Source organism: Hoeflea sp. CAU 1731 (assembly GCF_039888615.1).
Classification (GTDB): domain Bacteria; phylum Pseudomonadota; class Alphaproteobacteria; order Rhizobiales; family Rhizobiaceae; genus Flavimaribacter.
The window spans coordinates 35,175-59,097 of the sequence record NZ_JBDQQS010000009.1 but is presented as its reverse complement, the minus strand read 5'-3'; the positions used below and the strand labels follow the sequence as shown (position 1 = coordinate 59,097).

Sequence of the window (23,923 nt, the reverse complement as noted above, 5' to 3'; positions counted from 1 at the left end):
GAATTCATGCTTTGTTCTGCGCGCCGGTCCGCCGCTAAATCACTCCACGAAGACATCGACCTGCGCCGCGCGTCCTGCTGCGTCGATAACCAGGATGTTCGCGCTGCCCGGTCCGTCAGGCATCCAGGTGAGATCTCGCCGCCGACCCGGCTCGTCAAGCGGGCGGCCATTGGCGAGCCAGCGGAACGGCGGGCGTCCGCCCTGCAACTTGACGATCAGAGGACTGTAGGCCTGTTGACCCCAACTGAGCGCGATACGGGCGCCTGCGGGCGGATAGGCGATGTGCGGAGCTGTCTCCACCGCGCCCCTCGAAGCCGCCGCTTCGCCAGCGCCACGATAGAACCGCATGGCCGGCGGCAATTCCTGGCGCGCCAGACGCACCGCGCCGGCCGGCGCCGGCGTGAAGGCGGCATGATCGACGCCTGACCTGACGAAGGCGTCGAAGAGAACGGGAGCGGCGGCGGTGAAGCCGGTCAATCCGGGAACTGCGCCATTGTCGGGCCGACCGACCCAGACGCCGATCACGTAGCGACCGTCATAGCCGATCGCCCAGGCGTCGCGATATCCGTAACTGGTGCCGGTTTTGTACGCGATATCGACATTGGCGGAACCGGCAGGCGGCGCCAGTTCGCGCAGAATATCGGTGACATGCCAGATCGCCGGCGCCTCCATGAGGGGACCGTTTCCGGAGCCCGGCCGCTCGGGATCAATGCCATTGTTCAGCGGCTGCAAAGCACGACCGGGCGCGACCGCAAGCCCGCTATAGAGCTGCACAAGGTCCTTCAGGCTCATGCCGAGGCCGCCGAGACCGACAGAAAGGCCTGGCGCCTCCTCTCCGCTAAAACTGTAGGCGGCGCCGGCGCGGCGCATCATTGCTGTAAGTCGCTGCGGCCCGACGCCTTCAAGCAAGCGCACCGCGGGCACGTTCAGCGACATTTGCAGCGCCCTGCGCACCGTGACGTCGCCCTGGAAGGTCATGTCGAAATTCTGCGGGCGATAGCCGCTGAAATCGGCCGGCCTGTCGGCAATGACCGTTTCCGGCATGACGAGACCTTCCTGAAACGCCAGGCCGTAGATGAAGGGTTTCAAGGTCGATCCGGGCGAGCGCACGGCGGTCGTCATGTCGATCCAGCCGTCGCGGCTTGCATCGAAGATATCGGCGGAGCCGACTTCCGCCAGCACGGATCCGTCGCGGCTGTCGGCCATTACAATGGCGACCGAGATATTCGGGCCAATGCGTTTGGCCGCGCCGGCGGCAAGGCTCTGGAGCCGCTGTTGCACCGGCCGTACGAGACTTGTCGATATGCGGACCTTGTCAGGCGCGCCTAGCAATGCGCGACGGGCGAGATGCGGCGCAAGCGAAGGCAGCGGATGTTTGCGCGCCCTGTATTGCAGACCGGCCACCCGATCGCGCTCGCCTTCGGCGATCAGGCCGGTCATGGCGGCCCTCTCGATCACTCTCAGGCTGGCGTCGCGCGCACGTTCGGGAAAGCGGTCCGGGCGTCGTGTTTCAGGCGATTGCGGCAAGGCGACAAGCAGCGCCATTTCCTCAAGCGACAGGCCCGCCGGCTCTTTCGAGAAATAGGAAAGCGACGCGGATCGCACGCCTTCCAGATTGCCGCCATAGGGCGCAAGCGTCAGGTAGAGCTGCAGAATCTCGGCCTTGGAAAGGCGTCTCTCGAGCTGCAACGCCCGCGCCATCTGCAGGATTTTCGCGCCCACGGTCCTGTCCGGCCGCGGCTCGAGCAGGCGAGCCGCCTGCATGGTTATCGTCGAACCGCCCGAGACAATCCGGCGGTGCAGCGCCATCTGCCAAAGCGCGCGGCCCATGGCGAGAGGATCAATCCCGGGATGATCGTAGAATCGCCGGTCCTCATAGGAAATCAGAAGATCGATGAAATCGGGATCGACTTCAGCCAGCGTGACCGGCAACCGCCAGCGTCCGTCCGGATTAACGAAGGCCCTGAGCAATCGGCCTTCGCGATCCGTAACCTCGGGCGACAATCGATCGTAACCGGCGAGCGGCGGCGGATAGGCATTATCCAGCCAAATCGCCGCCGGCCAGGCAAGGAACGCCAGAGCAAGCGCGCAAGCGCCTGCAAAACCGGTCCAGCGTATGAGCCTGCCCGGTTTCATTGGCCAGCGCCCTTGACCTCCATCCACCGCGTCGCCGTGCGGGCGGAGTAATCCGGCCGATACATGTCCTCCACATGGGCCGCCGGGTGGGTGTAGAGGCCCGGCGAGACAGCCCGAACGACATAGGCCATCCTGAATACTTCGCCGGCTTTGTATCCGGTCTCAAAGGCGGCCGCGAAACGATCGTCGCGGAATTCCGTATGCGCCGCCTTGGTTTCTCCGAGCCAGGAGAAGCCGCTCAATTGCGCGCTGTCGACAAGCCGTGGATTGTCGATCTCCAGTCCCGCCGGAAGCAGATCCGTCACGATGATCTGGGCCGGCAACGGATTGTCCTTGGTGACTGTGATCACGGCGACGAAACGCTGGTTCTGCTCCACCTGATCAATGCTGGCCGGTTGACCCTCAAGATCGTAATAGCCACGCTCTATTCTGTAACCATTGCCGGACGCCGATGGCGGCTGAAGCGGCGCGGCGACGGCCGTCACCATCGCGTTGACAGGTTCGGTCCCGGTATTTTCGATCCGCACCGGATTAACCGCCAGCTCCTCCCCGTCGATCTCCGCGCGATAACTGCCTCCATGGGCGACGCCATCGACCTCCAGAGACAGATCGGCATTGGTTTCCTGAACGGCGCGGGCCGCAAGCAGCATCCAGGCTTGCTCCTGCGTGGACTGGGCGGGCTTGCGCCTCTGACCGTCCGATACGAGCTTGATCATGTCTCCGATTTCCGCCGGGGCGGGCCGACTTTCGCCGGCAAGCGCCAGCATTGCCGCGTCGTCCCGAAGCGGCGATGCAAACCAGGAAGCCTGACGGCTCGCCTGCTCGACGCCGGATGCAAGGAACCAGGCCGAATCGAACGCCCTCGACGACCGTTCCACATCGCCATAGATGGAAAGCGCCGCAGCGATCTGCGCCCGGGCCATAGCCGAACTGAAATCGCCGATTCGGGTGTCGGCGTAGTAGCGAAGGTCGCCAGCCGAGGCGCGCTTGTTGCGGGCGAGAACATAAAGCGCATAGGCGATCGCGTCGCCGTCGTCTTCCAGATCGTTGGTGTAGGAAAGCCGGTTCTGGAGATTGTCGAGCGACAGGCGCATGGCCTGATCCGGCACGTCATATCCGGTTTCGACAGCGCGCGTCAGGAAATCCGAAACATAGGAATCGAGCCACAGGTCTCCCTCACCGGGTCCCCAGAGGCCGAAACTTCCTCCCGCAGACTGGTAGGAAAGAACGCGGGCGATCGCCTTTTCGACACGCTCGCGAACGCCTACGTCGCGCAACAGCGATTCCGGCGCATCAAGTTCACTCAGATAGAGAAGCGGCAGGGCGCGGCTGGTGGTCTGCTCCGCGCAGCCATAGGGGTACCGATCCAGCGACATGAGAAGCGCCGGCACATCGATCCCGGAACCGGACACGTCGATGGTCACTGTCGCGCCTTGCAGGTAACTTGCCGCGAGCAATTCGCTGTCGATGACCGCCGAACCGCCATTGGCGGCGAGCGGCAACTCCATGCGCGTCGTCACGGGCAACACGCCCGGCCGCACCCCTAGCTGCTCTTCATGCACCAGGTTCAACCCGTCAGGCCCGCTCAGATGCAGGACGATATCGGAGACGCCCGGTCGAATTGCTTTCAGACCGGCGACCAGCGTCGTCTTTTCGCCTCGCGCCAATTCGATGGTCTCAGGCAGTTCCGTTGCGTCGAGTTCGATCGCCTCGCCGACATCAACCGAAATCGTGTAAGGACCCGCGGGGCCGTCCGTATTGGCGAGATCGATCCGCAATTCCGAAACATCCTCCGGAGCAAGGAATTTCGGCAGGCTGGTGGTAATAACCACCGGGTCACGGACGATCAGTTCCCTGTTCGCCTGGCCAACGCCGGCAGCCGTCCAGGCGACCGCCATCAGCTTCAGCGAGCCGTTGAATTGAGGGATGGCGAAATCGACTGTCGCCTCCCCGTTTTCGTCTGTCTCGACGACGCCGGAGAACAACGAGACCAGCTTCTGCTTTGGCGGACTTCCCTGTTGCACCATGCCCGGTCCGTCGCCGCCTGTGCGGATGGCGCCCATCACGCCCTGGGAGCCGTCGATGAGCCGGCCGAACAGGTCCCTGATCTCGATGCCGAGACGGCGCTGGCCGAAATACCACGCCTCAGGATCCGGCGGCTCGTAGGCCGTAAGATTGAGGATGCCGACATCGACAGCCGCCAGCGTAAACCGGGCCTCGCCCGCGCCGGCGCCTGAAATCGTTACCGGCACGCTGAGCACCTGGTCGGGTCGAATCATGTCCGGAATATCGAGGGCGACGTCGAGAACCCGGTCACCCGGATCGATCGTCAGCCACTTCACCCCGATCGCCCGAGACGGCAGCCGCGTTTCAACATCGTCGCCGGGGCGGAAGAGGGTGACCGTAACATAGGCGCCGGCGCCCCAGTCGTCGCCGACTGGCAGATCGATCACCGCGCCGTCGGCCGGAACCGGCGCCGTCAGGACTTCGCGCATGCGATCATTGGCGACCGTGATCAAAGCGACGCCTGCAAAGCGCGGCGAAATATTGAGCTTCGCCGTCTGGCCCGGCTCGTAGCTTTCCCCGTCGAGCGCGATTTCCAGCCCGTCCGGCGTTTCGGTGGAGGCGGCGCTGACATACCAACCGGCGGTGAACTCGACGCTGGTGGCCGGACCCATTGCGTCGTCCGTTTCCAGATCGAGCCGGTAACGGCCCCAGCCGACCGGAACGGAAATTTCCGACACCGCATCCGCTGACAGCACAATCCGACCATTGTCGATGTCCTTCGTGAACTCGACCGGCTCGTAACGCCATCGTCCGCCCGCCGAATACCATTGATAGTGTCGCTCGATCCGCTTGAGCGACCAGGACACGTCGCCAAGCGCCTGCCGGGCGCCATCGGGAGCGAAAGCGGCGACCTGGAAGCCGGCGACGGTGTTTTCGGCAAGCTTGCCGTTCGCGAACTGCGGACGCACGCCGATCATGACTCCGGCCGGCGAAACCGGCATCGAGGCGTTGCGCTCGACCGCCCGGCCGCCGCCTTCGCGCATCCTGACGGTCAGGTCTGCGACGAGCAGCCGCGTCGACGCCGGGAGGCCGGACAACGCAATGTCGACCGTTCCCTGCCCCTGCGCATCGAGCGGCGCCGGCTGATTGACCGGAATCTGCGCGGATATGTCGTCTTCTTCAGCGAGGCCGAAGAGGAAACCCGGCGCATCAGCGCGTTCGCGAACCGACTTGACCTTCAAATCAGCCTCGAGCGCCAGACCGGAAGCAGGCGCGCCATAGAGATAACGGCCGTCGACGCCGACTTCCGCCAGGTCGCCCGGCGCAAGCGGCGCTGTCGGCGCGTCGAGATCAAATTCGATCCTGTCGGGTCGGAAATCCTCGACCAGGAACATCTTTTCAGAAAGCGCAGGTCCATCGGGGTCGGAATGGATACCCACCGTCCAGGCGCCGTGCATTGCGTTTTGAGGCAGGTCGAGATCCAGTTCGTATCCGCCCGCCGCGCCGCCGGTCTCAACGAAACGTTGCGACTCCTTGCCGTCCGGACGCGTCACGATGAATGTCAGCGGCATGTCGCCGATCGCGGCGGCCGCGTCGTCACGGGCGAGCGCCGCCAGGTGGACAGTCTCCCCGGCGCGGTAGATGCCGCGTTCCGTCCATGCATAGAGATCGATCGGCCCGGGCGACGGACGGCCGGTGACGCCGCGGTCCGAAAGGTCGAAACCGGCGCGCGTCAAATCGAGAAAGACAAAATCGTCGTTTCCGTCCGCCGCGGTCAGGACGGCAGGCGCCAGCCCCGCCTGTCCGCGCACGTAACCGGACGGGAAGTGCGCCCTTCCCTGATCGTCGGTGACCGCTTCGCCCAATACCTCGTTGTTGCGGGCAAGCAATTTCAGGGTGACGCCCGCCGATGGTTCGGCGGTCGCAAACGACCGCGCGAAGACCGACATTCCATCCGCGCCCGTATAGGTCGACAGCCCAATATCCGAGACCACGAACCATTGCGTCGCCCGGTCCGACCAGTTATCCAGTTGCGCACCCTTCGCCGTGGCCGTCATGACGTAGACGCCAGGGCGCCGCTCCGGCAAGGCCTCGTCGACCGGAAAGCCGGTGATGACCTCCGCGTTCAGCGCCGGGCTGACGTCAAGCGTCCCTTCCCAGACCTCTTCACCAAGATCATCGCGTATTCCGGAAGCGTCATAGGCGTCGAGCTGCCGCAGGAACTGCGATCCGGACAAAAGCGACGCCAGGGAACGATCGCCGATCCTGTAAAGCCGGATCTCCACTTGGGAGGTATTGACGCTGACGACAGGAATGCCGTGACGGGTCGAATTCGGCAGCACGAAGCTGTCGCCTGTAAAGCGCACCGACGGCGCGCGGTCGCGAACATAGGCGTTGATGACGATCGGGCGCTCCAGCACCTCGCCGACGGCGGCGGGCAGGCCCGGCCGCAGTGTGAGGTGGTATTCGCGGCCGTGCTCCAGACCTTCGACGCAGACTTCATTGCCGCTTGCGTTGATCGCTGTGGCTGGCTGATCATCCACGGTGACGAAGGAGGCGTAATCGACACCGGATTTGACGAGAGGATCGGAGAGCCGCACGCAGATCCGGCCGGTTCGCCCGTCGGCCTCGACGACGTGTTCGACAACGCGGAAACCCTTGCGGGCTTTCAGTTCCTGAAAATCGGCAAGCACCTGCTGCGAATCGACAAGCGCCAGGCTCTCCTTGTAGGATTCGAGGGCCGCGCGATACTGTTCGCGTGTTTCCAGCGCCTTGGCCAAAAGATCAAGCGCCTGCGCCCGCTCTGTCGCCGTGCGCGTCAACTGATAGGCGTTCAGCGCAGCCGCTGTCGCCGTCTGCTTGAGCTGCCAGTCGTTGGAGCCATCGAGATTCAACTTGTCCGCAGCGGCTCGCGCAAGATCGAGCCAGCTCGGAATGGAGTCCGGCTGATGCGACAGCGCCGCTTTCAGGTTTGCGATGGCGGGCTGATAGTCGCGGGCCTGCATCTGACGCTGTGCGGCGGCGACAAGCCGCGCAAAACCGGCGTCGCTGCGCGGCAGCGTGGTGCGAAAGCGGGTCGCCTCCAGAACATAACCCTCGGGCAGGAAGGAAAGGACAGCAGCCGGCCCGATATCGGGTTCCGCGGCCACAGTCACCACACGTCCGGAAACGGCGCCCAGGAAGGGCTGCGCCTGACTGAAATCGGACTTCAGAAAACACCATCCTGCGTTGGTGTTGTAGGTGAAGGCCTTGCAGCGTCCGTCCGCCAGACAGACGGACTTGCATTCTTCCAGCGTGACGTCGCGTTCGGTGCGCAGGTCATGGCCGAAGAAATCCTGGTTTTCGAAGGTCTCGATCCGCCGCTCATCGGCGCCATAGGCGCTTGTCAGGCCAACGGGCGTCAGGACCAGGAGGGCGGCCGCCAGCGTCCGGATCGGCGATCGCCGGTTGCGGAAGAAACGCAGAACCCGGCTTCGGGAAACAAATGGCTGCCCGCTCATAAAATCCTCCATACGTCCTGTAACAATATTTCAACAGCAGCAGGAAATCGGGTTGATTTCAAGGCAACATCTTTCGAAACCATGGATATACAGCGCCTCTCTTTCCGTTTGACATGGATTTTTTATGTTGATATCAACCTTTTAGCGGAGCCGCGACAGAGTGCGGACAGGAGCGAAGGAGAGTTTCATGGAGGGATCATTCGTCTGGTACGAATTGATGACTGAGAATACGGAGGCGGCGTCGCGTTTCTACACGGACGTCATCGGCTGGCAGGCGCAGCCGATGGGTCAGACGCCGACCGGCGGCGACTATACGACATTCTCCATACCCGGCTACGAAATGCCGACCGCCGGCATGCTTGGATTGACACAGGATATGCGGGACGGCGGCGCCCGCCCGGCCTGGTTCGGCTATGTCGCCGTCGACGATGTCGACGCCAAGGCGGCGCTCTTCGCTGAAAATGGCGGAACCGTCCATATGCCGGGAACGGATATTCCCGAAATCGGCCGCTTCGCCATGGTCGCCGACCCGCACGGCGCCGTGATCTACCTCTTCAAACCGAACCTGCCGGAAGGGCCGCTTCCCGATATGCCAAAGGAAGCGGAGCAGGGCACGGTCGGATGGACCGAGCTCTACGCCGGCGACGGCCCGGAGGCGTTCGACTTCTATGCGACAATGTTCGGCTGGACGAAAGGCGAGGCTATGGATATGGGCGAGCTGGGCATCTACCAGCTCTTTGCCCATGACGGAAAAGACATTGGCGGCATGATGACGAAGACGCCGGAAATGCCCAAGCCGGCATGGGGCTATTATTTCTGTGTCGACACGCTGGACACGGCGGCTGACCGCGTGACTTCAGGCGGCGGCGCGATCCTGAACGGACCGATGGAGGTTCCGGGCGGCGCCTGGATCGTCAACTGCATGGATCCGGAAGGCGCCGCCTTCTCGCTCGTTGCGCCGAAGCGCTGATAGCGGGAGCAGGCGCATTCGCCTGCCCCTGCGCTTGTCCTACCGGAACGCCGGGATGATCTTCTCGGCGTAATCGGCGATGATTCGTTCTTCGTCGCCATTGTCGAGATAGATGTTGAACTGGGTAATGCCGGCGGCTTCCAGTTCCTTCAGCTTGGCGATGTGATCTTCCGGCTCGCCGAGCACGGCGAAGCTGTCGACAATTTCGTCGGTGATGAAGTCGAGATACGGATTGTCGCTCTGGCCATGCTTGGAATAGTCGTAACCGCGGCGATTCTCGATATAGGACGTCAGGCTGGCCGGGACGAGGTCCGTGTCTGCGCCATATTTCTCGACGATATCGGCGACGTGGTTGCCGACCATGGCGGGGAACCACTTGGTGGCTTCGCGGCCTTTCTCGATCGGTCCCGTATAGGCCGGAGCCGCAGCCATGATTCCGTATTTCGACATGTCGCGTCCGGCTTCCTTGCCGGCGGTGATCGCCTGGTCGCCGAGCCATTTGCAGATGCCCGGATCAGCGATCTGCAGTATCAGGCCGTCGCCGACCCGTCCTGCGGAGTTCAGCGCCTTCGGCCCGTAAGCCGCTACCCAGACCGGCAGTTCGTAACCCCAGGCCCAGGGGAACTTCACCGGCTCGGGACATTCGCCGTACTGGGCTTCGTCGCCGCGCACCAGCGCCTTGACGACATGGGTGAATTCCTCCAGCCGCGACAGCGGCGCCGGCTTCTTGCCCATGACGCGCACGGCGCTGTCGCCACGGCCGAGACCGATGTCGAACCGGCCGTTCGACTGCATGGCCAGCGAACCGAACAGGCTGGCGGCGTTGGACCAGTCGCGCGTATTTGGGTTGGTGACGCATGGCCCAAAACGCATGGTCGTGGTGTGCTCCATGCACATGGCCATCGCCACGAAGCTTTCGCGCCACAGAATATGGCTGTCGTAGAACCAGCAATATTCAAAGCCGCCATTTTCCGCCTGGCGGACGATGGCGCGCTGTCTTTCCGGCTTCATGAAGCCCTTGAAACAAATTCCAAACTGCATTTCGTATTCCTCCTTGAGGGTGGTTGCGTCAGTGATCCGGCGCCCAGATCTTTATCCCGGCATGGGTAAAAGGCACCGCTTTCGAGATATTTATCCGGATAAGTATCGGCGTGATCGCCTCAATGGATCGCGCGGCGGAGGCGCCGCCGGCGTTGTAGGTCGTCACACTCAGCTTGCCGACCAGTTCCATGACTTTCTTGCGTGCGTCCAGGCTATTGCCGCAGACGAGAATGTCGCAGTTGATGGTCCAGTCGAGATTGTTGAGGGTTGTCGCCGACACGTTGTGCAGCGCGCCGATCACCGCAATATCCGGGCCAAGCAGAGCCTGGGCCGCCTCCGTCGCCGACCCTTCGGGGGGCATCTCGACGATCTTCGGGTCGTCGGGGGACAGCGGCACGACGATGTCGACCAGGATCTTGCCCGCCAGGTACGGCTTGAGCGCGCCCAGCGTCGCATTGTGTGCTGCGAAGGGCACAGCCAGGATGACGAACTCGTCCGCCGCCTGCGCCGCGCCTTCATTGTCCGCGCCGGTGATCGCGGCCGATCCGGCCGGCAGTTTGGCGGCGAGTTCTTCGGCGATCGACTGCGCCCGCGCGCCGTCTCTGGAACCGAGCACCACCTCGACCCCTGCCCTTGCGAAGCGAAGCGCAAGCCCCTGGCCCTGAGGGCCGGTGCCGCCGATAATTGCAATTGTCATCTGAACATATCCTCTCCTGCAGGGCGCAGCATCTCGGCGGCCCGGCTTTGTGTTTTTTCCCATTCGAGACCCCTGAAAAGGATCACGGGCGTGTTTCCGGCCTTGCGAACGACGAGGCCTGAGGCAGCCGCTATTTCGTCCGCGAAGGCCGGCTCGGTGACCATCAGGCGGCGGCCATAGGCGTCCGTCTTTCCCTTTTCGCTCTTCACGGAAGGAACCCCGGCGAGACCGATCGCGATGTTGACCTGGCCGAGACGCCAGGGGCGCCCGAACGTATCGGTCAGCATGACGCCGATTGACACGCCGAAGCGTTGCTCCAGCGCCTGTTTTATACGCTCAGCGCTGGCGTCCGGATCACGCGGCAGCAGGATCACGGTTCCGTCTTCGCCGGTATTTGATTCATCGACCGCGGCGTTGGCCGAAATCAGACCCAGCCGGTGCTCGCAGATCATCGTGCCCTCGTTCTGGCCGGGATGCCTGAATGCCTTGACCACCCGCACGGATTCGCGCAGCACGACCTCGACCTTGCGGGCGTCCTTGGCGAGCTTTTCGGCATAGGCGAGCGCTTCGGCCGACGGCTCCACATCGGCGAGCCGCACGATCTGGCCTTCCGCCTTGGAAACCACCTTGTGCGCCGACGTCACCACGTCTCCGTCACGCAGCCCGAGACCGGCTTCTTCCAGGCAGTCGCCGATCATCGCGCCCAGATCATCGCCGGGCCGGATTTCCGGCAATCCCGGAACCACATGGATTTCGACCGGCGACATCATGGCAACTCGGCGTCCAGAAGCTGATTGATGGAGGGCGCCAGATGCAGATAGAGGTCATTGGCGACATCGATGTCGTGCGCCAGGCTTTCAAGCCGCAGCACTGTGCAGGACACGCCGGCGCGGACGGCTTCCTGCTCGTGCGATGTGCAGGACTGGTACCCGTAGCGGAACGGAATCGCGCGCGGCGGCGTTGCGACCAGCGCATTGGTGCCGCCGTCATGCGCCGGGCACAGGATGACGGACGGCGTATCGCGCGCAGCCGACAACAGCTGTTCGAGATCATAACTTTGCGGATTGGCGAGGTCGGCGGGCAGAACGCAGATCGAGCGATAGCCCTGATCTTCTGCATGGCGCGCCGCCTGTTCGACGGCCTCCGACAGATGGGTCACGTCCATCTCGGCCAGCACCTCCACCTCAAGGACGGCGGCAAGGCCAGCGATCTCGCGGGATCCGGTGACCACCAGAATATCCGCGTCGCCGTGGCTTGAGCGGATGAAATCAATGGTCTGGCGAAACAACGCCAGCGCCAGCTTCTTGCGAACCGGCTGCGACAGGATCGGCTGCAAACGCGACTTGGCGCGTTCCGGATCTTTCATGGGGATGACGAAGAGCATGTCACGGCTCATGCGCAGGCCCTCCGCGAAGCGGGAAGGGCGGCGCAATCGACCACGAAACGGGCGAGCCGCAATTTGTCTTCCCGACTTTTCATCAGGATGTCGTCGAGAATGCAGCGAAGGTCCAGCGCCTCGACCGACGCCTCAAGCGCCGCATCCTGACGGTCGACAACGATTGCGTCTGCGAGACCGGCGTAACGCCGTGCGACCCCGAGGGCGGTGGCTTCAAGACCGAGCGACGCCATCATCCTGTCCGCCGGCCCCTTGACGACCTTGCCGGCGATGATCGGCGAGACCGCAATCTTCGGAGCGGCCGCCGCCTGCAAGGCCTCCTTTATTCCACTGACCGAGAGGATCGGCTCGATGCTGACCAGCGGGTTGCTCGGCGCGATCACGATCAGGTCGGCTTCGCCGATGGCGGCCAGCGATTCCGGCGTCGCCTGTGCTTTTTCCGCGCCCTCGAACCGGATGCCCTGCACTTCCGGCTGGCAGGCTTCACGCACGAAATATTCCTGGAAAGATATCCAGCCGGCATCGGTCTTGATCTGCGTCTGGACGATGTCGTCGGTCGGCAGCAGGATCCGGCTCTTCACGCCGAAGGCCTTCGCGACATCGGCTGCGATTTCGCTGCGCCTGTCGCCCTTGCGGATGCGTTCCGTGCGATAGATATGCAGACCGAAATCCCGGTCGCCCAGCGTCATCCAGGCATCCTTGCCGAGTTCGGCCAGCACGGACAGCGCGCGATGGCTCTCGTCGGCAACGCCCCAGCCCTGTTTGCGGTCGATCCGGTCGGCGAGCGTATAGGTGACGGTGTCGATGTCGGGCGAGACCCACAGACCGTGGAACTCCGCGTCGTCGGCGACATTGCCGATGATCGCCAGATCGATATCGTCGAGGCCGTCCAGCCCCTCCGCCATCTTGGCGCCGCCGACGCCGCCGGCAAGCAACACCACCTTGCAGCGCTTATCCGCCATCAGGCCTGCCTCGCATCGGGAAACATCGACAGGAAATCGACGGGGCTGGCGCCGGCGCGATCAACAAGCGGCGCGATGACGACCGGGTCGTGATCGTCGAACACGTCCAGAACGTCATAAGGGGTGTTGCGCTGAACCGGAACGCGGCCGGCCGAGCGGATGATCTGCACCATCTCGTGCGCGGTCACCTCCTGCCCGTTCTTTGCGCCGGCTGCACGCGAAATGCTTTCGTTCATCAACGTGCCGCCAAGATCGTTGACGCCGCAGGCAAGCATGCGATGGGCTTCTTTTGGACCGAGCTTCGTCCACGACACCTGGATGTTGTCGATCCAGCCGTGCAGAAGAATGCGCGAGACCGCGTGCATCTTCGTCACCTCGTCGACCGTAGGGCCGGGGCGCACCGTGTCGGGCGACTGCGTGAAAAGCGGCGATTCGGTATGTACGAAACTCAGCGGCACGAGTTCGGTAAAGCCGCCAGTGTCCTTCTGGATGTCGCGCAGCAGGCAGATATGCGCCGCCCAGGTCTCGGGCCCGTCGATGTGGCCGTACATGATCGTCGCCGTGGTCTTCATTCCGACGGAATGGGCGGCGCGGATGATCTCGATCCACCGCTCCGCGCTGAGTTTATTCTTCGTCAGCTGCTTGCGGATGTCCGTATCAAGGATTTCCGCCGCAGTTCCGGGAATAGTGCCGAGCCCGCATTCCATGAGATCCGCGATATAATCCTCATAGGACATGCGCCGCTTGGACGCGCCGTACCAGATCTCGAAGGGCGAGAAGGCGTGGATATGCATGTCCGGCAATTCGGCCTTCAGCGCGAGCACGATGTCGCGGTAGTAGGTCCCTTCCAACTTCGGATGCAAACCGCCCTGGATGCAGACCTCCGTCGCGCCCCGCGACCAGGCTTCGGAAGCGCGGCCGACGATCTGGTCGAGGGTGAGCCATTCCGCGCCCTCCTCCTCGCTGCGCTTGGCGAAGCCGCAGAAACGGCACCCCATGTAGCAGACATTGGTGAAATTGATGTTGCGGTTGACGACGAAGCTGACCCGGTCGCCATTGACCCGCTCGCGCAGATGGTCGGCGACCGCAACGATCGCGGCGATATCGCGTCCGGTCGCCGCAAACAGCGCGACGCCGTCTGTCTCGCTCGCCTCCCGGCCTTCGAGAACGCCCTCCAGGATGCGGCGGACATTCTTGCCCAATCCGGTCACCTCGACGAGGTCGGCAAGCGACGATGGGCGCGGCGGGTTCGGGTCGAAATGGTTCATTCGGCGGCTCCTGGGAGAAGATCTTCGACCTGGCGACGGGCTAGACCGTCCGGCCTGGCCATGCTGTTGGCGCGTCGCGCAATATGCGGATCGAGATAGTGGCCGGCCTGCGCCAGATAGGCGGGATAGACCGTCAGCCGTTCCTGCAGCCTGCATCCGGCTTGCGCGGTGGATCGGGCAAGCTGGACGATCTCCGGCCACTCATGCTGCGGATTGATGAAATCAATGGTGACCGGCGAAATCCCGCCCCAGTCATTGATGCCGGCGGCGAGATATTCAATGTGGCGCTCACTGAGATTGGGCGGCGCCTGCAGGCTGATGTCCGGCGACAGCATCAGCCGGGCGACGGCCAGCGTCTTCAGCATGTCCTCGAGCGGCGGCTCGGGGTGGTCCGCCATGGCGATATCCGGCTTGCGCTGGAAATTCTGGACGATCACTTCCTGGATATGACCGTGACGGCGGTGCGCCGCCTCGATCGCGGCCAGGCTCTCCACCCGTTCGGCCCAGGTCTCCCCGATGCCGATAAGGAGCCCGGTTGTGAAGGGCACGCCCAGCGCGCCGGCGCGCTCGATCGTGCGCAACCGCTGCAGCGGCGTCTTGTCAGGACAGGCGTAATGCGCCTCGCCCTTGCGCGTCAGCCGGCGGCTGACGGTTTCCAGCATCATGCCCATGGAGGCGCTGACCGGGCGCAGCAGGCGGATCTCGTCTTCCGTCAGGGTGCCGGCGTTGACGTGCGGCAGCAGGTCCGTCTCCTCGATCACCAGCCGGCACATGGCCCCAAGATAGTCCGACATAGTCTCGTATCCGAGCGCCTGCAGGCCTTTTTTGGCCTTTTCGTAGCGGCGTTCCGGCTTTTCTCCGAGGCTGAACAAAAGCTCCTTGCAGCCCTTTTCCTCACCGCGGCGCGCGGCTTTCAAAACCTCGTCCGGCGTCATGATGTTGGCCAGCGGCGAATCCGGATGCTTGACGAAGGTGCAATAGCCGCAGGTGTCGCGACACATGTTGGTGAGCGGCACGAAGACCTTGCGCGAATAGGTGATCACGTCGCCCCAATGCGCTCTGCGCACGGCTGTGGCGCTGGCCATCAATTCAGCCAGTTGGTCATCGGTGACAGTGTCCAGAGCCAGTGCAGCTTCCGGCGTCATCATGTGCTCTCTTTTCCTTCGGTAAAAATTTTTACCAAATGATAAAATATAGTCAAGGAGGGATATTCGAACAAACGAACGCCGACGCGCGGCGCCGCTGTGGCGTCATGAAGAGGCTGATACAAAAGCGTCACCTGATTTTGGCATTATCGTGGCGGCTGACCGGGGCGCAAAGTGTGCGCCGGCGACCGGACTGGCGGGATTGCGGGTATTCATCATCGTGCCAGCAGTCTCATACAGGAACTATAAATTTGTAAATCACAAAAGCCCCGAAATCTGGCGTTTATTCCGATTGAGTGCGATATGTGACGCGAACGTTCTGGACTTAGGAACAGTCGTTCTGAAGACAGGGACAAACGGCGCACCGGGGCGCTGAAGGAAAGGAGATCCGGCGTGGCGGACAAGGATACGGACGAACATTCGATGGACTGGCTGGAAGCCGAACTCGCGGATACGCTGGACGAGGACTACGAGCTGGAATTGTCCGAACCCGCGCTGTCGATGGAGATCCGCAGGATCTACCGGCGCCATCACCCGCAGATGATCGACCGGCAGGTCTATTTCCGCAGCCTGCTTTCGCTGCAGGCCGAACTTATCAAGCTGCAGGACTGGGTCTCCTATTCCGGCGCCAAGATCGTCGTCGTCTTCGAGGGGCGCGACTCCGCCGGCAAGGGCGGCGTCATCAAGCGCATCACCCAGCGACTGAACCCGCGCATCTGCCGCGTTATCGCGCTGCCGGCGCCGACAGCCCGGGAAAAGTCACAATGGTATTTCCAGCGCTACGTGCCGCATTTGCCGGCGGCCGGTGAAATCGTGCTGTTCGACCGGTCCTGGTACAATCGCGCCGGCGTCGAGCGGGTGATGGGCTTCGCCACCGACGAACAGGTGGAACAGTTCCTGTCCGATGTGCCGCAGTTCGAGCGGATGGTCGTCTCCTCAGGCGTCACGCTGATCAAATACTGGTTCTCGATCACCGACGAGGAACAGCAGATGCGATTCCTGCTGCGCATTCACGATCCGCTGAAACAGTGGAAGCTGAGCCCGATGGACCTTCAGTCACGGGTGCGCTGGGAAGCCTATACCAAGGCCAAGGAAGAAATGTTCGCGCGCACCAACATACCCGAAGCGCCCTGGTACATCGTGCAAGGCAACGACAAGAAGCGCGCGCGGCTGAACTGCATCGACCATTTCCTGAACCAGATTCCCTATACAGAGGTGCAGCACGAGGAAGTGGCGTTACCCGAACGCGTGTTCAATCCGGACTATGAACGACAGGTCTTGCCGGGGGAACTATACGTTCCTGAGAAATATTAGGGCTTTACTTGCCGGCGGCCGTCGCGATCGTCTCGGCCGCTTTCAGGATTTTCGGAACATATTGCCTCTCGATCTGCTCGACCGATACGGCGTTGCGGGCGGTGACGATATTGATGCAGCAGCGCAAGACCCCATTGACGATAACCGGCACGCCGGCGCCCGCTTCAGTGTCGAAGAACTCTCCGGACTGCACCCCATAACCCCTACGGCGGGTTTCATCGATGATGGCGCGCATCCGTGCAGGATTGGCGAGCAGATCCCGAGATTCCTGCGGATGCGGATTCTCGAACTTGAGGATGCGTTCGCGTGTCTCGTCCGGACAGAATGCAAGCCAGGCGCGACCTGTTGCAGAAATGGTGAAGGGAAGCTGCGAACCCGATCCACGATTGCGGACAATTGAGAACTGGGCCTCCTGGGTGTTCGTATCGGCAATCACAAGACGGTCATTCTGGCAGATGACGATATCCGAGGGCCAACCCAGATCCATACGTAACTCGGTGACCACCGGTTTCGCTATGGCGATTATTTCATCGGCAGGGTTGTAGCCGCGGCTCAGGGCCAGTGCATGCAGGCCGACCGCATAGGTCTTTTCAAGCGGATCGTATGTGGCGAAGCCAGCCGAGCAGAGAGTCTCCAGCATCCGAAGCGTGGTAGCTTTCGGAAGCTCGGCGCGCTTGTACAATGCTGTCAACCCTGCGGGCCCGATATCATTGAGCGCTTCCAGTACTTCCAAAACCTTGAGCGAGGCGGAAACCGCCTTGTAGACCGGCGTTCGTTGCTTGTTGTTCTTGATCACCTGTAACTCTCTTGCAGTGTTGTGCGCCTATTGGTCGAAATATATCCGGCAATAGCGCGGGCCAAACAAATGCGCAAATCGGTTCCAGTGAGATGCACACTGCGTCCGTGCGTAAGAGACGTCTGTCTTCGGCGAATTACACGGCTCTTTGTTACATCATGCCAGGCAGCCACAGCGATAACCATGGAAACGCGATCAACAGCGCAACGATCACGACCTCGCACAGCAGAAACCACGACAATCCGGCGAATATCTCGTTTAGCTCCACCTGATCGCCGACAATGTTTTTCACGACGAAGGCGTTCATCCCGACGGGGGGCGTCAATAGTCCGACCTCGATCATCTTGACCACAAGCACCCCGATCCAGATCAAGTTCAGCCCGAGTTCCTGGAACATCGGGAGAAAGACAGGAAGAGTCAGCAGGATGATGCCGAGCGGATCGAGGAACATTCCGAGGATGAGATAAACGGCCACCATCAGCAGAATGACGCCGATGACGCCAAGATCCCATGAAGTGACGATGTCCCCCATCACGCGTGGCAAGCCCGCCATTGCGAGAAATCGCGTGAACAGGATGGCGCCGATGGCGATGAAGAAAATCGAGGCCGTGGTGCGCAAAGCCTCCATGAAGCTGTCGAGAACCGCCTTTTTTGTCAGCCTCCCCATGAAAAGCGCAATCAGCAGGGCGAAGCTTGCGCCGAAGGCGCCGGCTTCCGTTGCCGTCGTCATTCCCGAGAAAATGCCGCCGATGACGCAGAGGATAAGGAGAGGCATCGGCCATATGCCGCGCAGGGTCAGAAGTTTTTCCCGCATCGTTGCGTCGATTTTGGCTTTCGGGGCGATTTCGGGATTGATCGAGCAGCGCAGGATGATCATGAAGGAATAACCGGCCGCCGTCAGCAAGCCGGGAATGATGCCGGCGACGAGCAATGTGCCCACCGGTTGCTGGGTGTACCAGCCGTACAGAACGAACGCGATGGACGGCGGGATGAAAGCGCCCAGCGTGCCGGCGGCGGCGATGGTGCCGGTGGCAAGGCCCTTATTGTATCCGAAGGACAGCATTTCCGGGATCGCCAGCCGTCCCATGGCTGCGGCCGTCGCCAGGCTGGACCCGGAGGCGGCGGCGAAGCCGGCCGATGCGAAATTCGATGCGACGGCCAGCCCGCCGGGCAGCGGATTGAACCAGATTCGCGCAGCCTGATAGAGCGAGCGCGTGAGGCCCGTATGCGACGCCAACGCGCCCATGAGCAGGAACATGGGCACTGCGGACAGTGACCATGACGCCGCAAAATCAAAAGGCAGGGATCCGAGAACGCCAAAGGCCGCGCGGGTTCCGCGCAACGCGATCATGCCGCCGATCGAGACGAGCGCCAGCGCGATGCCTATCGGCACCCGTATGGCCAGGAGCAGCAAAAGCGTCAGAATGCTGAGAGATGTGATCATGGTCGCAACCGTTCACTTACAAGGATTGGACGCCTGAATTTTTGCATTTCGTCCCACGGCGGAAACGGCGTCGTCGACCATAAGGATGACGAACCACGCCAGCATGAGAATGCAACCCAGCGGCACGAGCCATCGCGCTGGCCAGATTTCGACATAGCCGAACGCAGTCTCCCAGGTTTCCCCGATACGCGTCTGATGCAAGGCTTCGTTGGTCGTGAAGTAAAGGAGCAGCGCCGAATAGGCGGCCCCAAGCAAGCTTGCGAACGAGTCGAGACCGGCGCGCGTGCGGCGCGGCAGGTTTCTGGTAAAAAGATCAACGCCGATGTGGCCCCGATCTCGTGTCACCAGCCCGAGCGGCAGGAATATCAGCGAAACCATATAGAGGCTAGAAACCGCTTCGAGGGTCAGCGGTATCGGAAAGTTGAACAGGTACTTACACAGGACATCGAGCGTGACCTGCGCCATCATCATCGCGGCCGCCAGAACGGCCAACGACACGATGACGCCGTTGATCCGTTCCAGCCAAATTCGTACGCTTTGCATGAACTGTCCTCGGGAAGCCGCTTCAGGGAGCCTTGTCTGAACTCAAAGCGGCGCCTTGGAAAAGACTTCGCGGTTCAGGGCGTCGACGAAGGCCTGACGGTCATCGCCGACCTCTTCCATGATTCCGCGCCACTTCTCGACAAGCGCCATATAGGTTTTGATGCGGTCCGGCGCGCCCGGCACGCCGGCCTTTTCGGCCGCCTCTATCGTGAATTCGATTTCACCCTTGCGGAATGCGGCTATCGCCTCGACGAAGGCCGGATCCGGCGCAACGATCTTCACGCCTGCTTCGCGTGCCTTCTCCATGGCTGCTTCGCCTTCGTCACGATAGGCAAACAGCGTATCGACCACCAGTTCTGCAAGATTGTCCTTGATCGCCATCTTCAAGCCATCCGGAAGACCGTTCCAGACTTTGGCGTTCATCAGCAGCAGTCCGGCGTTAAAATAGCTGCCCATCGGCAGGTCAATCACCGTTTCGACGACGTCGCTCAGGCTGTAGCTGTCAAGCCAGGCCGTGGATGCGACGGTGCAATCCGCCTGGCCGCGCTGCAGCGATTCATACACTTCGGAGCTCGGAATGGTCACCGTGGTGGCGCCGAACTCCTGCATCAGCACGCCAAGCCTTCCAGTCGCGCGCGTTTTCTTGTTCGACAGGGCGGCATAGGAGTCCGTGGCACCGCGACACATCAGGCGGTACGGGTCCGGACCATAATATGCGAGGGCGGTCACGCCTGTTTCCGCCCGTTCTTCCTGGCATTCGGCGCAAGCCACCAACTGCATTTCGTTTGCGGCGGCTGCAAAGACGATGAAGTCGTCCGGCAGAGTGATCATGTCCGAGAACATGGATGTGATCGGCAATTCCTGACGCGCGTATATATCGAGCAGCAGACCGGCGTCTGTAACGTTGTCGCTGAGCATCTGAATTGTTTCCTTGACGCTGCCCATGGCGCCGCCTGGTATGAGTTCGAACACCAGTTCTCCGTCTGTGCCGGCTTCAATGCGCTCGAAAAACGGGGCAAGCCCGGCGCGATGTACCACATGCGGCGCCGGAAGCGTGCTGCCGTAGGTCAGATTCGTTTCTGCAACCGCGGGCGCCGCCATTGCCGCAAGCGCCGCCAAGGCCATCAAAATATTTTTCATGTTCAGGATCCTCTCTGTTATATGGTTCATTGTGTGAACCATTAGGTTTAATTTGAGATGTGATCATTGTACAAAATCGAAATTTGTCAACAGCTATCGTCGAAAATGACCTTAGGAGACTTGACAATATTCAGGGACTGGTCGCTATGATTGATTTCAATACAGATGGTTCAATATATGAACCAATGAGTGAAAGCGTCCAATATGTCGAGCCAACACGTTTCTACGCAAATCTCCCGCGCACTTGAAGTCACCTGTGAAAAGACTCCGGTTTCCGGCTCCCGGGGTGTGGCGGTCACCAACCATCCTCTTGCTTCCGCCGCCGCTGTCGAGATCATGGCGCGGGGAGGCAACGCCGCCGATGCGACTGTCGCGGCCCTGTTCGCATTGACCGTCGTCGAACCCATGATGGTGGGCATTTTCGGAGGCGGATGCTCGGTTGTCCGCACAGTGGACGGTCGCGAAGCGGTCATTGACGGCCTGTGTACGGCGCCTTTGCAGTGCGCACCGGACACCTATACGCCGATATCTGACAATTGGCCGGACTACATGGAGACGGAGAACCGTGAAAACCGGGTCGGTATCCGTTCAGTCGCCGTACCCGGCAATTTGCGCGCCTGGTGCGAGATGCTCGACGAGTTCGGAACAATGAGCCTGAGGGACGTGATCGAACCCGCAATTCGGCTCGCAGAGCACGGATTTGTCGTCACGCCCTATCTTGCGAGCTGCATTGAGGAACATGTTACGGACATGGCGCGCGACCCCGCCATCGCGGCCATTTTCCTTCCTGACGGGAGGCCGCTTTCCGCGGGCGAAAAACTGGTGCAGAGCGACTATGCCAGAAACCTGCAACGGATCGCCGATGAAGGACCCGCACTGCTGTATGAAGGAGATCTCGGTCAGCAAATTGCAAACTACATGCAAGAGACGGGTGGTTTCATCTCCGCAGACGATCTCGCCGGATACAAGACGGAATGGCGCGCGCCGGTTCACGGAAGCTATCGCGGCTATGATCTGATTGGCCCGCCGCCACCCTGTTCCGGCGGCGTTCATGTCATCCAGATGCTGAACCTGATGGAGCGCTATGATATCGTCGGCAGCGGCTTTGGAACACCCGAAACGTTGCATCTGGTTCTTGAAACGCTGAAGATCGCGGCCTCCGACAGACGCGCGGCGACGGCTGATCCCGCCTTTGTCAACGTGCCGGTCGCCAAGCTTATATCAAAGGCCTACGCAGATCAGCGTCGCGCGGAAATCAGCATGGATCACGCTACCGACTACGAAGCACAGATCTTGCTGAACGAGTCTGACAATACCACCCATGTTACTGTCGCTGATGGTGAAGGTAACGTTGTCACCTCCACCCAGACGATCAACAGTCTGTTCGGAGCGCGCCTGGTCTTCCCCGGAACGGGGATCATTCCGAACAACTACATGTATCTGTTCGATCCGCATCCGGGCAACGCTTTGTCACTGGAGCCCGGCAAGCGGATCACCAGCGGCATATCTGCATTCATCGGCATGAAGGAGGGCGATCTGGCTTTCGCCCTTGGTCTGCCGGGCGCGAACCGCATTCCCGCCTGCGTGTTCCAGGCAATCATGAATATCATCGACCATGGCATGAGCCTGCAGGAAGCCGTGGAGGCGCCACGGGTTTTCACCCAGGGCCAGGAAGCGGAAGTCGAATTCGGATTTCCGCCTGATGTTCACGAGGCGCTTGCAAAACTCGGACACACAGTGCGGGGCGCTGCTCATGTTGGCGGCGGGATGGCGGCGATCGGTTTCGGTGGCGACCACATGGAGGGCGCCGCCTGCTGGCGGGCGGACGGCACGCCGATGGCGATCGGAGGGGGGCTGGCGCGCGCGGGCGTCACTTTCTGGCCTGATCCTACGAAGACGCGCAAGGAAGCATAAAGTTCGGCGGACCCGGGACCATGGATTTCGGGCTGAAACGGGGAACTGGAAAATGAACAAGGAGAACATGCAATGAGCAGGAAGAGCTTTATCGCGGCGACTGCGTTAACGGCAGTTTTACTGGGCGCGACGCCATCCATGGCGGATAACATGATTACTGTGAGCACGGGACAGATTTTCCGCACGCTCGATCCCGCAAAAATGTCCGACCAGAACGACTACGCCGCGGTCGTCAACCTCTACGACGCGTTGCTGACGGTGGTTGAGGGCGGCGCCCTGGCGCCGGAACTCGCTGAAAGCTGGCAGGTCTCGGACGACGCGAAGGAAGTCGTGTTCAAAATCCGTGACGATGCGGTCTTCACCGACGGATCCCCGGTTGAAGCAAGCGACGTCGTCTACTCCGTCGAAAGGTTGCAGCGCATCAATCAGGGTCCGGCGAACCTCTTCAAGGATGTTCTGGAAGAAGGGGCTGTGACGGCCGTGGACCCGAAGACCGTCAAGTTCACCCTGTCCAAGACCTTCTCACCGTTCCTGGCGACGGTCCCCTCGATTTTCATCCTCAACGCCGATGTCGTAAAGGAGAATGAAGGCGACGACGACGGCCAGACATGGCTTTCGACCAATGTCGCGGGCTCGGGCGCCTATCTGGTCAAGGATTATGACCGTGGCACCGGCCTGACCATCGAACGCAACAAGGATTACTTTGCGGGCTTCAACGACAAGCCCATAGAAGAGGTGCGATGGATCGTCGTCAACGACGAAGCGACCGTGCGGTCGCTCGCCGCATCCGGCGAACTCACGATGAGCGGAGCGTTCCAGGCGCCCGACACCTACAAGGCCCTGGAAGCAATGGACCGCTTCTATATCGACAAGTTCAGCACAGCGACGGTGTTTCTTCTCAAGCTCAACACCAAGATCGCGCCGACCGACGACATCCACATTCGCAGGGCGATCGCTCTGGCGACCGACTACGACACCATTCGCGACGTGATCTATCCGGGCGGATTGCTGTCCACACCGTTGCCGTCCGCCTTTGCGGATTTCCATGCGGACGACATTCCGGCGCCGGCTTTCGACATGGAAGCCGCCAAGGCCGAAATCGAAAAGTCGAAGTACGCCGGACAGGAAATTCCGATCACGCTTGGCTATGTCGCCGGCACGAAGTTCGAGGAGGAGATCAGCCTGCTGATGCAGTCCAACCTCGAGCAACTCGGCTTCAAGGTCACGCAGCAGGCCGATCCGTGGAACCGGATCACCGAGATTGCGACGAAAGAGGAGACGACGCCGGCTGTAAACCAGATCTTCTTCGGCCCGGTTTATCCGTCCCCGGATTCGATATTCTTTTCGCAGTATCACTCGGATTCGGCCGGCACCTGGGCCTCGATGGAATGGCTGTTGGACCCGGAAGTCGACGCCATGATCGACGAGGCGCGCGGCACCGCGGACGCCGACAAGCAGGCGGAGATCTACAGGTCGCTGCAGCACAAGCTGGTCGAGATGCAGCCGGACGTATTCCTGCTGACCCTCGATGCGCAGCTCGCCATCGACAAGTGCCTGACGGGTTACAAGTACGTGCCCATGCAGTCGGTGCCGTACGACTTTACGCGCTGGAGCTGGAACTGCGAATAAGGCAGTCCGTCCGCTGACATG

General features: G+C 61.6%; 17 protein-coding genes. 4 read left to right on the top strand and 13 right to left on the bottom strand.

The features are described 5' to 3' along the window. Positions 1–39 precede the first annotated feature (39 nt). Both pbpC and AAFN47_RS15465 read right to left on the bottom strand, forming a co-directional pair. Positions 40–2,136 (bottom strand): penicillin-binding protein 1C, encoded by a 2,097-nt coding sequence (gene pbpC, locus AAFN47_RS15470; RefSeq protein ID WP_499810151.1) that lies wholly within the window; start codon positions 2,134–2,136, stop codon positions 40–42. Further along, positions 2,133–7,643, bottom strand: coding sequence for an MG2 domain-containing protein (locus tag AAFN47_RS15465; RefSeq protein ID WP_499810150.1), 5,511 nt, complete (start codon positions 7,641–7,643; stop codon positions 2,133–2,135). The genes pbpC and AAFN47_RS15465 overlap by 4 nt, the downstream gene beginning before the upstream one ends. Positions 7,644–7,830: 187 nt before the next feature. Between AAFN47_RS15465 and AAFN47_RS15460 the strand changes: the two genes are divergently transcribed. Next, positions 7,831–8,613 (top strand): VOC family protein, encoded by a 783-nt coding sequence (locus tag AAFN47_RS15460; RefSeq protein ID WP_499810149.1) that lies wholly within the window; start codon positions 7,831–7,833, stop codon positions 8,611–8,613. A gap of 39 nt (positions 8,614–8,652) precedes the next feature. Here the strand turns inward: AAFN47_RS15460 and AAFN47_RS15455 are convergent, their stop codons facing one another. From AAFN47_RS15455 to cofG, 7 genes are read right to left on the bottom strand one after another with little or no spacing between them, the layout of a single operon-like run. Beyond that, a complete protein-coding gene (locus AAFN47_RS15455) occupies positions 8,653–9,654 on the bottom strand; it encodes a TIGR03842 family LLM class F420-dependent oxidoreductase (RefSeq protein ID WP_499810148.1) in 1,002 nt (333 codons plus the stop codon). A gap of 28 nt (positions 9,655–9,682) precedes the next feature. Beyond that, positions 9,683–10,351, bottom strand: coding sequence for an NADPH-dependent F420 reductase (gene npdG / locus AAFN47_RS15450; RefSeq protein WP_499810147.1), 669 nt, complete (start codon positions 10,349–10,351; stop codon positions 9,683–9,685). Then, a complete protein-coding gene (cofE, locus tag AAFN47_RS15445; protein WP_499810146.1) occupies positions 10,348–11,121 on the bottom strand; it encodes a coenzyme F420-0:L-glutamate ligase in 774 nt (257 codons plus the stop codon). The genes npdG and cofE overlap by 4 nt, the downstream gene beginning before the upstream one ends. After that, positions 11,118–11,747, bottom strand: a complete 630-nt coding sequence (gene cofC, locus AAFN47_RS15440; RefSeq protein WP_499810145.1) for a 2-phospho-L-lactate guanylyltransferase — start codon at positions 11,745–11,747, stop codon at positions 11,118–11,120. Before cofC ends, cofE begins: the two co-directional genes overlap by 4 nt. Next, complete coding sequence (gene cofD, locus AAFN47_RS15435; protein WP_499810144.1) at positions 11,744–12,709, bottom strand: 2-phospho-L-lactate transferase; 966 nt, start codon at positions 12,707–12,709, stop codon at positions 11,744–11,746. The genes cofC and cofD overlap by 4 nt, the downstream gene beginning before the upstream one ends. Next, complete coding sequence (gene cofH, locus AAFN47_RS15430) at positions 12,709–13,977, bottom strand: 5-amino-6-(D-ribitylamino)uracil--L-tyrosine 4-hydroxyphenyl transferase CofH (RefSeq protein ID WP_499810143.1); 1,269 nt, start codon at positions 13,975–13,977, stop codon at positions 12,709–12,711. Before cofH ends, cofD begins: the two co-directional genes overlap by 1 nt. After that, the gene (cofG, locus tag AAFN47_RS15425; protein WP_499810142.1) at positions 13,974–15,125 is read right to left on the bottom strand and encodes a 7,8-didemethyl-8-hydroxy-5-deazariboflavin synthase CofG; all 1,152 of its coding nucleotides are present in this window, start codon (positions 15,123–15,125) and stop codon (positions 13,974–13,976) included. The genes cofH and cofG overlap by 4 nt, the downstream gene beginning before the upstream one ends. A 420-nt stretch (positions 15,126–15,545) precedes the next feature. Here cofG and ppk2 point away from each other — a divergent pair, with 420 nt between their 5' ends. Further along, positions 15,546–16,436: a polyphosphate kinase 2 gene (gene ppk2, locus AAFN47_RS15420; RefSeq protein ID WP_499810325.1), complete on the top strand. Its 891-nt coding sequence runs from the start codon at positions 15,546–15,548 to the stop codon at positions 16,434–16,436. A 4-nt stretch (positions 16,437–16,440) separates the two neighbouring features. Here the strand turns inward: ppk2 and AAFN47_RS15415 are convergent, their stop codons facing one another. From AAFN47_RS15415 to AAFN47_RS15400, 4 genes are all read right to left on the bottom strand, one after another. Beyond that, positions 16,441–17,232 (bottom strand): IclR family transcriptional regulator domain-containing protein, encoded by a 792-nt coding sequence (locus AAFN47_RS15415; protein ID WP_499810141.1) that lies wholly within the window; start codon positions 17,230–17,232, stop codon positions 16,441–16,443. A 151-nt stretch (positions 17,233–17,383) separates the two neighbouring features. Next, positions 17,384–18,676 carry a TRAP transporter large permease gene (locus AAFN47_RS15410; protein ID WP_499810140.1) on the bottom strand — a complete coding sequence of 431 codons (1,293 nt, stop codon included), beginning with the start codon at positions 18,674–18,676 and terminating at the stop codon, positions 17,384–17,386. 12 nt (positions 18,677–18,688) lie between these two features. Next, complete coding sequence (locus AAFN47_RS15405) at positions 18,689–19,219, bottom strand: TRAP transporter small permease (protein WP_499810139.1); 531 nt, start codon at positions 19,217–19,219, stop codon at positions 18,689–18,691. Positions 19,220–19,261: 42 nt separating this feature from the next. After that, entirely contained in the window at positions 19,262–20,359 is a 1,098-nt protein-coding gene (locus AAFN47_RS15400) for a C4-dicarboxylate TRAP transporter substrate-binding protein (protein ID WP_499810138.1), read from the bottom strand. A 204-nt stretch (positions 20,360–20,563) separates the two neighbouring features. Between AAFN47_RS15400 and ggt the strand changes: the two genes are divergently transcribed. Both ggt and AAFN47_RS15390 read left to right on the top strand, forming a co-directional pair. Then, on the top strand, positions 20,564–22,273 hold the full coding sequence (gene ggt, locus AAFN47_RS15395) for a gamma-glutamyltransferase (RefSeq protein ID WP_499810137.1): 1,710 nt from the start codon (positions 20,564–20,566) through the stop codon (positions 22,271–22,273). Between the two features lie 72 nt (positions 22,274–22,345). Beyond that, positions 22,346–23,902 carry an ABC transporter substrate-binding protein gene (locus AAFN47_RS15390; RefSeq protein WP_499810136.1) on the top strand — a complete coding sequence of 519 codons (1,557 nt, stop codon included), beginning with the start codon at positions 22,346–22,348 and terminating at the stop codon, positions 23,900–23,902. The last annotated feature ends 21 nt before the right edge of the window (positions 23,903–23,923 follow it).